The 12,647-nt window shown below is 66.0% G+C and carries 9 protein-coding genes and 1 pseudogene; 3 read left to right on the forward strand and 7 right to left on the reverse strand.

Going from position 1 to position 12,647, the window contains the following annotated elements; all coding sequences use genetic code 11:
* From I55_RS02495 to I55_RS02510, 5 genes and pseudogenes are all read right to left on the reverse strand, one after another.
* A pseudogene (locus I55_RS02495) lies at window positions 1-402 on the reverse strand (CPBP family intramembrane glutamate endopeptidase); the annotation flags it as partial.
* Complete coding sequence (locus I55_RS02500) at window positions 399-914, reverse strand: MarR family winged helix-turn-helix transcriptional regulator (RefSeq protein ID WP_044558906.1); 516 nt, start codon at window positions 912-914, stop codon at window positions 399-401. The pseudogene I55_RS02495 and the gene I55_RS02500, both read right to left, overlap by 4 nt.
* Before the next feature lie 951 nt (window positions 915-1,865).
* Entirely contained in the window at window positions 1,866-2,603 is a 738-nt protein-coding gene (locus I55_RS02505; protein ID WP_044558907.1) for a hypothetical protein, read from the reverse strand.
* Between the two features lie 29 nt (window positions 2,604-2,632).
* Complete coding sequence (locus I55_RS35650) at window positions 2,633-2,857, reverse strand: hypothetical protein (RefSeq protein WP_148293542.1); 225 nt, start codon at window positions 2,855-2,857, stop codon at window positions 2,633-2,635.
* Window positions 2,854-3,504 carry a hypothetical protein gene (locus tag I55_RS02510; protein ID WP_044558908.1) on the reverse strand — a complete coding sequence of 217 codons (651 nt, stop codon included), beginning with the start codon at window positions 3,502-3,504 and terminating at the stop codon, window positions 2,854-2,856. Before I55_RS02510 ends, I55_RS35650 begins: the two co-directional genes overlap by 4 nt.
* A gap of 600 nt (window positions 3,505-4,104) precedes the next feature.
* Here I55_RS02510 and I55_RS02515 point away from each other — a divergent pair.
* Window positions 4,105-6,645: a sulfite reductase flavoprotein subunit alpha gene (locus tag I55_RS02515; protein ID WP_199902431.1), complete on the forward strand. Its 2,541-nt coding sequence runs from the start codon at window positions 4,105-4,107 to the stop codon at window positions 6,643-6,645.
* A gap of 19 nt (window positions 6,646-6,664) precedes the next feature.
* Here the strand turns inward: I55_RS02515 and I55_RS02520 are convergent, their stop codons facing one another.
* Window positions 6,665-6,847, reverse strand: coding sequence for a hypothetical protein (locus I55_RS02520; protein WP_148293543.1), 183 nt, complete (start codon window positions 6,845-6,847; stop codon window positions 6,665-6,667).
* A 68-nt stretch (window positions 6,848-6,915) separates the two neighbouring features.
* On the reverse strand, window positions 6,916-7,986 hold the full coding sequence (locus I55_RS02525) for a LacI family DNA-binding transcriptional regulator (protein ID WP_199902432.1): 1,071 nt from the start codon (window positions 7,984-7,986) through the stop codon (window positions 6,916-6,918).
* 655 nt (window positions 7,987-8,641) lie between these two features.
* Between I55_RS02525 and I55_RS02530 the strand changes: the two genes are divergently transcribed.
* Together I55_RS02530 and I55_RS02535 are read left to right on the forward strand one after the other, a co-directional pair.
* On the forward strand, window positions 8,642-11,086 hold the full coding sequence (locus I55_RS02530; RefSeq protein WP_159107092.1) for a TonB-dependent receptor: 2,445 nt from the start codon (window positions 8,642-8,644) through the stop codon (window positions 11,084-11,086).
* A gap of 162 nt (window positions 11,087-11,248) precedes the next feature.
* A complete protein-coding gene (locus tag I55_RS02535; protein WP_049973769.1) occupies window positions 11,249-12,646 on the forward strand; it encodes an MFS transporter in 1,398 nt (465 codons plus the stop codon).
* Window position 12,647: the final 1 nt, after the last annotated feature.

Below are 12,647 nucleotides of genomic sequence, written 5' to 3' on the forward strand. Positions count from 1 at the left end.
CAAAGGCAGAAGCAGCGTCAGGCTGGCGCCATCGATCCCGCCAAGCCGGTACACGCCGAGCGCCGCCAGAGCCGCGAAGACGGCCGTCACCATGCCGACGCCCAACGCCACGCCCAGGCCCAGTTCACGCGGCGCCTGGGGCAGCGCCAGTTCCGTCACCGCGCGGTTTTCGATGCGGCGCACATAGAAGCGGTAGCCCAGCCAGACGAAGGCGGCCGCCAGCAGCTGCGGCCACACCACGCGGTACGGCTTGTCCACCAGCTTGGCGGCGAGGACCATCACCAGCGGCACCGGCACGAAGGTGAGCAGCGTGCCGATGAGGATGCGCGCCAGCGGGTGGGCCAACAGGCGCGTGCCGAGGCTGGAACGGGGGGCGGCCAGGGCCAAAGTGTGGTCCATCATTCGCTTTCCAAGTCAGGGGATACGGCGGCATCCGGCCGTGCGTGACGGTCGGCCTGCCGGTGCCGGGCGGCGCGGATGCGGTCGCCGAAGGGGTGCTTTTCCAGGGCCTCGATGGCCTCCCGCAAGCACTGGGACAGGGGATAGGGCAGGTCGGCGTCCAGGCTGTCGGCCGCCCGGCGGGTCATGTCCCAGCATTCCTGCAACCGGCCCAGCAGCGACCGGCCGTGCCGGCTGAGGCGCACCACCCGCTGGCGCGCGTCGCTGTCGCTGGCCGTGACGGTCACCAGCTTGTCCGCCTTCATCAGCGCCAATGTCTGCGTCACCGCCGGCTGGGTGATGCCGGCCAGTTCGGCGATGCGCCCGATGCTGAGGCCATCATGCGCGGCCAGCACCCGCATGACGGGGGTGTAGCGGGGACGATAGTCCAACCCCGCTTCGCCGTAGGCGGCATCCACCGCCCCGTCAAGCAGGTCGATCAGATGCCGCAACTGAGTTCCAAGTCCCTGTCTCATGCGGCAACCATATCATCACTTATATAAGCAGTGATATAATTTTTTGCTGGCATGAATGGGAAGGGGCCGATCCCGGGCGCCGGGCGACGACTCCCATTTTTTATGCGGCGGCGCCCAATCGCTGTGGGCTCACGCGTAAGGCGAGAAGGGCGGGCGAGGCGGGCTGCCGCCAAAGCTCAGGCAAGTTTGCTGCACCTCCTGAACACAGCCCCACCCAAGTGATGCGAAAGCCGGCGGCCCTGATGTTGTAGCTTGAGAAAGCTGCTTCCGTCCGCTTTGCGCCCAAGATGGACGCTCATGACCAAGCGATCCCCCGTAAGCAGACATTGCAAAATCAGTATGCGGCCGAATGTTCACCTTGTGGTCAAGATCACGACCTTTTCGGCTGAGCAGCGGGCGCAGCGGCCAGGACCGCGGCTGAACCCCCCGGATGCTCCCAGGGCACTGGTCGCCTGCTGAGCCTGCTGCCGCCGGGCCAGCTTCAGTTCGGCTTGGATGCAGTCATCACAAATAGCGCCCTCAATGTGGCCCTCAAGAAATGCCGCTACGCGTTCTGGCACAGTCATGGCTTTCACCTCGTGATCAGTCGTTCCGCGACGATGACTTGGAGGCCCAGCGGGCCACGTCGCGACGTGCCCCGTCCTAAACATCACGCACGGTCCAATCTTCGATCTTCGTCCAAGTCCCTAATATCCCATCATAAATGACGACACGCTTTATGCGCCCGCCTTTGAGCGCCCTTTCCGCCCCGGCCATTGCCTCTTTCGGCGTATCAAACTCTTGCGGTGCTACGTCACCATCCCCCCAAACGTCGAGAGGTTCTTCGGAAAGAAAGTATGCAACAGCGCATCGCTTTGTGAATTTGGACCAGCTCATCTTCATTCACCATGTGGTCACCGCTTGGCGCGCCAATGCGAATCGAGAAGGACAGATGCAAGTGAAGCAGCCTGCTCAACCGTCGACAGGCGCTAGCTCAATTTTGGGATTGAGAAGACTTTTGAGGTTAGACGATTCGACCTTGGTGGCGATAGTCGATAAGTCGCCAATATTAATAGTGATAGCATCATTTTTCTTGATGTGAGGCAGGATGCAGATTCGAAATTCCCGCTGGTATTCGAAGCGTTTTTGTTTTCTGAAAGGGATGTCCTTAAGAGGAATTTCCCCATGGAACGTCGTCTCATCGTAATACTCAACTAGTCTGCCCCAACCCTGATATCGTTGGCTTATCAAAGCTTCACGGGCTTGGTTGAGAAAGGGGAAGGCAGGAACGACGACGGCAAATCTACCGAAGTTTAGACATCTCTCGTCGATGTCCAGTTGGCGCTGGATCTCTTCAGCATCCTCTGGCGAGCACTCGATTTTGCCGTCCACGAATTCGAAGCCTGTGATGTGGCCGGCATATAAGCAGAAGAGATGTAAATGATTGTGGTCATCGAACGACACCGAAACAGGACCGGCCAGATCAGCTTTGCTTATCTCAATCTCGCCAATACCGGGCACCTTAAACGTCATCACAAGGTCTTGGGGCTGCAACCACATGGCGATAGCTTCGGTTGAGTCCATGCGCCCGTCAGTGTCCTCAGCTTCTACCTGTTTAAAATACCCAAGAGTATTGAGATACAGGCTGCCCGCCATGAACTGGTCAGCATGGCTTTCTTCGCGGAAGAACTTGACGAAATACCAGATCATGTAATCGTTCACCCTGTGGTCAGGATCTGTCAATTCTCATCAGGATCAACCCTTGTCATTTCACCCGACATAGCCAACCTCATCAACATCGCGACCTTCTTATCATGAATTGTTACTTCGACAAAATCCGCCTTGGTATCGAACGTTACTGCCATGGGTGGAATGGCATCCTCATCTAGTTCGCGTAAATCATTAAAAGAACTTGAAAATATACCGAATGTCTGCCTGGGAACCCGATATTTGATTTCCATCATCTCTCCTGTGTCAATCGCCGCTTCGGCGGCCAGTTGTCGGCCGACGCCTCTTGCGCTGCGCGCGCCTTGCTCATGGTGCCGGTCGCTTCCTCGATCCGGCGCAGCATTGTCATCCTGTCCAGGCCAAGATGGGTGGCAATGCGGCTGGTGGACCAGGCCGGGTCCGGGAACAGCCGTAGGGCCTCCGCCAGGCTCTTGCCCGTCAGCTTGACCCGAGGGCGACCGGTGGGCAGTCCCGCCTTGGCCCTGGCGTCGGTGAGTGCCCGGCCCCGCTGCCGGCGGATCAGCGCGGCGCCCGCCTCCAGGTCTGTCCCATCCAGCACGGTCTTTTCCACCAGCAACTCCATCTCTGCGGCCGCCCGTACCAGGGCCGCCGCGACAACCTCCCATACGGGGGCGCCGATCAAATGACCCGCGTGCGGGATCGTCAGTCGCTCGCCACTCCCCAGGGAACGGATCGCTTCCGTCAGGTCCGGCAGTTGCTCAATACCGACCTGTCCACCGCGCGGCTTGCGGGGCATGACATCGCTGTAAATCGGGTCGTCCCATTGATCAACTGCGGCCCCAGATTTGCGAAGCATATCAAGCCACAAGGTCTTATCGGTGCCCGCTTTCGTAACCACATAGTAGCTGACCCGAAAGACCACGCCCCGACCCCGCGCACAGATAACCGGTTCCGTTTTGATCCGGTATTGATACGCCTATTTTTGCGTGTAGAATAGAGGGTAGGTGATCTTGGGTGGAGTGACCCGGAACCGCCGTCCGCCGCTGTCGCCGCCCCGGCGCTAATCTCCCGGTCAATGGCCGCACGAATGAAATCAAGACGCGCCTCGCCCGCCGACAGCAGCGCGTCGATGCGCTCGGTCGTTCCCTCCGCCAAGGGGAGCCTTCCAGCCTGAGCACAAGAGGAGCCTTCCTGCTGCAATCTGTATAATCATCAAGGCCACAGATTTTCCTGTTGGCTCTTGGCAGAATTGTTGGTGTCGCTCCAGAAGCGGACGTTCAGCAAACGACCCCATAGCCGCCGTTCCCCAAACTGCCCAAGCCTAATGCGACCTTGACCCACAGGGCGAGAAGATCCCCCGATTCTCCCGTTACAGGTCAGCCGTCCTCATTTTATGCGGCGGCGCACAACACAATCCACGCACGCCCTTCCCAAACCCCCTCCTCCCCGCTATAAAGAATTGAGAGTAATTCGCATTTGCTGAGTGGTGGTTCGCCGCCGTGGGGACGAGACAGTGACCAGTGTGACCAGAGAACAGGCCGGCGGCGGTGCCGCGGCCGGCCCGACCCCGCGTGTGTCCGGCAAGGGCGCCCGCCTGTCCCTGCGCGGGCCGGCCGGGGGGATCACCGGGCGGTGGGTGATCTACCAGCTGCACTGGTTCCTCGGCATCACCCTGGGCCTGGTCCTGGCCATCATGGGCGTGACCGGGGCGGCCATGAGCTTCGAGGATGAGATCATGCGGGCGCTGAGCCCCGGCGTGATCACGGTGGCGGAGCGCGCGGCGCCCGTCCTGTCCCCCGACGCCCTGATGGCCCGGGTGCGCGAACAGCGGCCGGACAAGCGCATCGAGGGCCTGGTGCTGTCCGCCCGCAAGGATGAGGCGGCGCGCGTGTTCTTCGCCGGCGGCGTGGGCGGCAACCGGGGGGAGCGCGCCTATGTCGACCCCTATGAGGGCACGGTGCTGGGCCGCGCCACGGGGGAGGAATTCTTCGGCTTCGTCCGCCAGCTGCACCGCTGGCTGGCCCTGCCCGGCAACGGCGACGGGGTGGGCCGGCAGATCACCGGCGCCGCCGTGTCCGCCCTGCTGTTCTTCTGCGTGTCCGGCCTGTACCTGCGCTGGCCCCGCCGGCCGCTGGACTGGCGCGCCTGGCTGAAGCTGGACACGGGCGCCAGGGGCCGCGCCTTCCTGTGGTCGCTGCACGCCGTCATCGGCACCTGGGTGCTGCTGGTCTATCTGGTCATCGGCCTGACGGGGCTGTGGTGGTCCTATGACTGGTACCGCGACGGCGTGGTCCAGCTGCTGACCGGCCAGCCGCTGCCAGCGCGGGAGGGCCCCCCCAAGGGCGGGCGTGAGGGCAAAGGGCATGAAGGTCGTGGGCGGGAGGGCGGCAGGGGGGGCGCCGAGGCCGCAACGGTGTCCATCGACGCCGCCTGGACCGGCTTCCTGGCCAAGCAGGGCGACCACTTCGCCCTGGCGATGCTGAACCCGCCCGGCAAACCGGGCGCCCCCACCCGCATCCGCTATCGCCTGGCCGGCGCGCCGGCGGACCAGGGCCTTGACGAGATGATGATCGACACCGCCACCGGGGCGGTGATGTCGGAAAGCCGCTATCAGGACAAGAAGCTGGGCGCGCAGCTGATCGCCAACGTCCTGTCCATCCACCGCGGCGCCTATTTCGGCCTGGGCGGGAAGGTGGTGTTCATGGCCGCAGCCGGCGCCATGCCCCTGTTCTTCGTCACCGGCCTGATGCTGTACCTGGACCGCCGGCGCAAGAAGAAGGCGGTGCGCCTGGCCCGGGGGGGCGTGTCCGCCGCCACTCCGGCCCCGGCCCCGGCCACCGCCCCGGCCGCGGCCGACACCACCCTGACCATCGCCTATGCCAGCCAGACCGGCACGGCGGAACAGCTGGCCTGGCGCACCGCCGGGGTGCTGCGCGACGGCGGCCTGGCGCCGGAGGTGGTGCCCCTGGCCAAGCTGGACCCCCAAGCCCTGCGCGGTCGCCTGCTGGTGGTGGCCAGCACCTATGGCGAGGGGGAGCCGCCGGACGACGTCCGCGCCTATGCCAGGAAGCGCATGGCCGCACCCGCCGCCCTGGCCGGCGTGGAGTACGCCGTGCTGGCCCTGGGCGACCGGCAGTATGAGACCTTCTGCGGCTTCGGCCGCGCCATCGACCGCTGGCTGGCCGACAGCGGCGCCACCCGCCTGTTCGACCCCGTGCTGGTCGATGACGGAAACGCCGAGGCCCTGCATCAATGGCAGGAGCGGCTGCGCGCCCTGGGCGCCGCCGCGGCACCCGACTGGGCGCCGGAGGCCTATGGCCGCTGGCGCCTGGCCGAACGCCGCCTGCTGAACCCAGGCAGCCCTGGCGGCCCCGCCTATCACCTGGCGCTGGAGCCGCTGGACCAGCCCCTGCCCGCCTGGGCGGCCGGCGACATCGCCCAGATCCTGCCCAACAACGACGCCACCGCCCACCACCGCGACTATTCCATCGCCAGTTTGCCGGCGGACGGTCGTTTGGACCTGCTGGTGCGCCAGCAGACGCGGCCCGACGGCAGCCTGGGCCTGGGCTCCGGCTGGCTGACGGCCGGGGTGGCGGTGGGGGCGGAAGTGCGGGTGCGCCTGCGCCCCAATCCCGGCTTCCACGCGCCGGCCGCCGCCGTGCCCATGATCCTGATCGGCGCCGGCACCGGCCTGGCGGGATTGCGCGGCCATCTGAAGCAGCGCCGGGCCCGCCGCCTGGGCGACGCCTGGCTGCTGTTCGGTGAACGCGGCGGCGCCACCGACGCCTTCCACGCCGGGGACATCGCCGCCTGGCAGGCCGACGGCACGCTGGCGCGCGTCGACCTGGTCTATTCCCGCGATGGCCAGGGCTATGTCCAGGACCGCCTGGCGGCCCAGGCCGATGAGGTGCGCGCCTGGGTGGACCGGGGTGCCGTGATCTATGTCTGCGGCAGCCTGCACGGCATGGCCCCGGGCGTGGACAGCGCGCTGGAAACCATCCTGGGCCGCGAGCGCCTGGACGCGCTGACGGCGGAAGGGCGCTATCGGCGGGATGTGTACTGAGGCTGGCCGGCGCGCTAAATCAGCTGGAGTTTCGCCTCTGGCGTGCTGGGCGAACCAGCAGGGTGAGACCCCACCCTATGCTGGCAAGCCCCAGGACAATCAGAAGGATGCCAAAGGCGATGATGCGTTCCTTGTAACCGGGGGCGAGGCCGATCGTGAACATCTGCGCGGCCCACAGATAGGCCGACAGGACGATGGTCAACGGCAACAGCCCCACCACGATGCAAAGGACACCCCGCAGTTTTCTCATCGCCTGTCCAAACCCTGGAATTAAGTTGCCCTCACCACTAGGCGGGTGGGGAGAATGAGCGACTCCGGGTGCTCGCCATTGATCAGGGCCAGCACGCTTTGCGCCAGGCGCACCCCGCCCTCCGTCCAGTTCTGGTGGACGGAGGTCAGCGCCGGGGTGTGGAAGGCGGCCATGGGCGTGTCGTCGTAGCCGATGACGGACACGTCCTCCGGCACGCTCAATTTCGCCTCCGTCAGCGCGCGGATGGCGCCGAGCGCGATGGCGTCGCTGCAGGCGAAGATGCCGTCGAAACCGCCGCCCAGGGGACCTCCGGACGTGTCGGCCAGCAGGCCCCGCACCGCCGCCACGCCGGCGTTGAAGGTGAAGTCGCAGGGCGCCAGCGCCACCAGCACCGCGCCGGCCGAGGCCAGGGTTTCGGCGAAGCCGTGCAGGCGTTCCGCGTTCTCGCGATGGCGGGTGTCGCCCAGGAACACCAGGCGCCGGCGCCCCGTCTCGATCAGGCGGGCGGCGGCCAGCGCCCCGCCCTGGTGGTTGTCGCTGCCGACGAAGACGGGGTCGACGCCCGGCTGCGGCGCCCCCCACACCACCAGCGGCACCCCGATGGGCAGCAGCTGGCGCACGGCGGTGTCGTCCGCGCCCTGGCCCAGCAGGATGGCGCCGTCGGCCGCGTGCACGGCGGCGGCGGGCTGCGACTGGCCGGTGGTCAGCAGCACGTTGTAGCCGGCGGTCGTCAGTTCCTGGCAGATGCCACCCAGCAGATCCAGGGGAAAAGGGCCGGACATGGGACGTTCCGGCGAGGGCTTCATGTCCACCACCACGGCGATGGTGTGGCTGCGCTGCAGGCGCAGGTTTCGCGCCGTGGCGTTGAAGCGATAGCCCATCTCACGCGCCAAGTCCTGGATGCGGCGGCGGGTATCCTCCCGCACCGAGGGGCTGTCGCGCAGCGCGCGCGAGACGGTGATGATGGACACCTGCGCCCGCGCCGCCAGGTCGGCCATGGTCAGCCGGCCGGCCTCGCCAGCGGCGGCCGTATCCGGCACCGCCTGGGGCGGGGCCGCCGGAACGCTGGACTTGGCGGGACGCGATCTCATGCGGGGTTCCGAAACCAGGAAAGGGGGTGACGCCGGTAAGCGGACGATCCAGGCGAAGACTGTTCCATAACAAGCCCTTGTTTGCAAAGGCGGGGTTCGTCGGGCTGGGGCCTGCCCCGGCGGGTGCCGAGTCGTCCCGTGGCACAGTCCCTGAACATCCTTGCCACCCCTACCACCTCGCCTGCCTCGCTGACGCCCTGCGACATCCCGCCGCCCGCGCCCATGGGCACCGGCGAGCAGGGCCATCATCGAATGACATCGATAACAACAACGCCGCCCGTCCCACGCCCCCGGGATAGGGCCGCCGCCCCCGGCGCGTCAAGGACTTGAGCATCGTCACTGGAAATCCCTCGGAAATCCTGCCGATTTTGCTGCAATGCGAAGTGCAGTTGCAGCATAAGGCGCGGGCTGTGGCACAAATTCCACAGTCGCCGACCAGATGAAAACAGAATGACATCGATGTCTTGTTATCGATGTCATTCGGTGTTATCGATGCGCCATTCAAGCAGGGGTGGTAAGCGACCCAACCAGGGCGTGCCATTCCGATAAGAAGCCTTGGGTCAGGGCGCGACGGGGCGAGCCAGTCCAAGTCACGATCACCACCAAGACATAAGGGGAGGGAAGAATGTCGCATCCTCACAGGATAGGTGCGTTGTTGGGCGGGGTCGCACTGGCGGCGCTGTTCATGCCGGCCATCGGCCTGGCCCAGACGGCACCCGTGACACAAGGGGCGCAGGCCCCGCAGGCCGCCGACGGCGTGGCCGACGAGTTGCAGGAAATCATCGTCACCGGCACGGCGCGCAGCGACGGCCTCAAGAAGCTGGACGCCAGCTTCGCCATCAGCACCATCAAGGCCGATGACATCGTCGCGCAGCAGCCCAACGGCACCGCCGACCTGCTGAAGCTGACGCCCGGCCTGTGGGTGGAATCGACCGGCGGCACCGCCGGCCCCAACATCGACGTGCGCGGCTTCCCGGGCGGCGGCGACGCGCCCTTCATCACCATGCAGATCGACGGGTCGCCCATCTATCCGGCGCCCACCCTGTCGTTCATGGACAACTCCACCCTCATCCGCCTGGACGACACGGTGGAGCGGGTGGAGGTGCTGCGCGGCGGCCCGGCCACCGTCTTCTCCAACGCCCAGCCGGGCGCCACCGTCAACTTCATCCAGCGCAAGGGCACGGACAATCCTGAAGGCAGCATCCGCCTGACCGTGGGGGATGAGGGGCTGTATCGCGTCGACACCTATTACGGCGGCCCCATCACCAAGGACCTGAACTTCATGGTCGGCGGCTTCTACCGCTACAATGAAGGCATCCGCAGCACCCAGTTCCCGGCCGACAACGGCGGCCAGGTGGTGGCCAACGTCACCAAGAAGTTCGACAATGGCGAGTTCACGTTCTACGGCCGCCGCACCGACGACCGGAACGCCTTCTACACCGCCATCCCGCTGGTCAGCAGCAACAACGGGAAGGACATCAAGGCCTTCCCCGGCACCGACCCGGGCACCTTCAGCCTGTACAGCAACGACATCCGCAACGTCACCATCGAGACGGCCCCCGGCCAGTCCAAGAACCTGGACATCGGCGACGGCCGCGGCATCCAGCTGACCACCCTGGGCAACACCCTGGACCTGGACCTGAAGGGCTGGCAGCTCAGCAACAAGATGAACTTCGTCACCGGCCGGGCCTTCACCCAGTCGGAATTCACCGGGTCGAACCCGGAAACGCTGGGGCAGTTCATCAGCGACACGGTGACGTCGGCCAACGCCAACGCCGCCGTGGTGGCCGCGGCCGGCGGCATCGCCACCGGCGGTTCCGCCAAGATCGTGGGCACCGGTGCCGCCCTGACCAACATGAACCAGCAGGTCATCGCCGTCGGCATGTGGTCGGTGGACAAGAAGATCCAGTCCTTCACCGACGACGCCCGCCTGAGCCATGAGCTGTTCAAGGGCAACACCCTGACCGTGGGCGCCTACTTCGCCCAATATTCGTCCAAGGACCAGTGGTACCTGGGCAACAACTACCTGCTGACCATGACCAACCACCCGCAGGCGGTGGACGTGGTGCTGAACAACGGTGCCAAGGCCTCCCGCGGGGGCCTGACCTCCGGTTCCTTCTACGCGTTGGACGCCAGCTACGACGGCACCGCCGTGGCGGGCTTCATCTCCGACGAATGGAAGATCACGCCGGAGCTGCGGGTCGATGCCGGCTTCCGCATGGAACACCAGAGCATCAACGGCACCATCAGCAACGACAGCAGCGGCGACCTGGACGGCAACCCGCTGACGCTCTACGACAACAGCGCCAGCTACACCAACGGCACCTATTACGGCGTCAGTTCCCACCGGACGGAGCCGTCGTGGACCGTGGGCGCCAACTACTACCTGACGGACGATCTGAGTGTTTACGCCCGCGTCAACAGCGGCCATGAGTTCCCGCAGTTCGACGCCCTGCGCGGCGGCGATTACCAGATGGTCAACATCCAGCAGCAGGAAATCGGCGTCAAAACGGCGTCGCACTACTACAGCGCCTATGTCACCGGCTTCCACAACACCTTCTCCGGCCTGCTGTACCAGGCGGAGGTGGTGAATCCCGACGGCAGCGGCAGCCTGATCAACGAGATCTATGGATCGGAAGCCTGGGGTGCGGAGTTTGAGCTGGCCGTGCGGCCGGTCACCAACCTGACCGTCAGCTTCCGCGGTACCTACCTGGACGCCAAGTACCAGGACAATCCCAGCTTCAACGGCAACGAGGTGTTGCGCCAGCCCAAGTTCCAGTTCTCCATCGCCCCGTCCTACGAGATCCCGCTGGATTGGGCCATGCTGCGCCTGTTCGGCACCTACACCCACGTGGGCGACCGCTATGGCGACCCGAACAACCAGCAGCCGCTGCCGGCCTACGACACCATCGACTTGGGCGTCTCGGCCGACTTCGACCGCTATTCCGTGCAGCTGACCGCCACCAACCTGACGGATGAGCTGGGCATCACCGAAGGCAACGCCCGCGTGGTGGGCTCCGGCACCAGCAGCGGCGGCGTGTTCCTGGGCCGCCCGCTGTTCGGCCGGTCCATCCACCTGAGTGCCGCGGCCAAGTTCTGACCGCGTCCTGACCTTGTCACCGCACCGACGGGGCGGTGACGACGGCATGGGGCCGTCGCCCCGAAGACGGCCTCTGGGGATGGGCGGGCATTGCCCCGATCTTTGTCCGCCCATCCTCCTTTTCTCCGTATTCTTCTGGCCTTGAGTGAAGGTGACCATCCCGTGTCCAGCGCCGCCTCCATCACCACGCCGCCGCAGCCCCTGACGGAAACCGACATCCCGGCCCGGCTGGACCGCCTGCCCTGGGGCCGCTTCCACAGCCTGGTGGTCGGCGCCTTGGGCATCACCTGGGTGCTGGACGGGCTGGAGGTCACGCTGGCCGGCGCCGTGGCCGGGGCCATGAAGGAAAGCCCCGTCCTGGCGCTCAGCAACGCCCAGGTGTCGGCCGCCAGCAGCGCCTATCTGATCGGCTGCGTGCTGGGCGGCCTGTTCTTCGGCTGGCTGACCGACCGGCTGGGCCGCAAGAAGCTGTTCAGCATCACCCTGCTGGTCTATCTGGCCGCCACCGCCGCCACCGCCTTCAGCTGGAATTTCACCAGCCTGCTGCTGTTCCGCTTCCTGACCGGGGCCGGCATCGGCGGTGAATACGTGGCCATCAATTCCACCATCCAGGAACTGATCCCCGCCCGCGCCCGTGGCTGGGTCACCCTGGTGATCAACGGCAGCTACTGGCTGGGCGCCGCCCTGGGCGCCATCGGCTCCGTCGTATTGCTGGATCCGGGCTTGCTGGGGCCGGATCTGGGCTGGCGCGCCAGCTTCTTCACCGGCGCCGTGCTGGGCCTGTTCATCCTGCTGCTGCGCCGGGCCATCCCGGAAAGCCCGCGCTGGCTGATGACCCACGGCCGCGTGCCGGAAGGCGATGCCATCGTCGCCCGCATCGAGGCCGGCATCCAGGCCCAAGGCCTGAGCCTGCCCCCGGCCGGGCCGCCGGTGCGCCTGCGGGAACTGGAGACGGTGTCGACCGCGGCGGTGGCCAAGTCCCTGCTGCGGGACTATGGCCGGCGCACGGTGCTGGGCCTGTCGCTGATGACGGCCCAGGCCTTCTTCTACAACGCCATTTTCTTCACCGAGGCCCTGGTCCTGACCTCATTCTTCGACGTGCCGTCCAGCACTGTCGGCTGGTACATCCTGCCCTTCGCCGCCGGCAACTTCCTGGGCCCGCTGATCATCGGCCGCTTCTTCGACACCATCGGCCGCGTGCCCATGATCGCCGGGACCTACGCCCTGTCGGGTGTGCTGCTGATCATCACCGGCATCCTGTTCCAGCAGGGCCTGCTGACCGCCACCACCATCACGCTGGCGTGGAGCGTCATCTTCTTCTTCGCCTCCGCCGCCGCCAGCAGCGCCTATCTGACGGTCAGCGAGTGCTTCCCCCTGGAGATCCGCGCCGTCGCCATCTCCCTCTTCTTCGCCTTCGGCACCGGTCTGGGCGGCGTCTGCGGCCCGCTGGTGTTCGGCGCCCTGATCGACACCGGCTCACGCACCAACGTGCTGTGGGGCTACGTCCTGGGCGCCGGCCTGATGATCGCCGCCGCCTTGGCGAGCTGGTGCTGGGCGTGAA

The organism is Azospirillum sp. B4 (genome assembly GCF_000333275.1).
Taxonomy (GTDB): Bacteria; Pseudomonadota; Alphaproteobacteria; order Azospirillales; family Azospirillaceae; genus Nitrospirillum.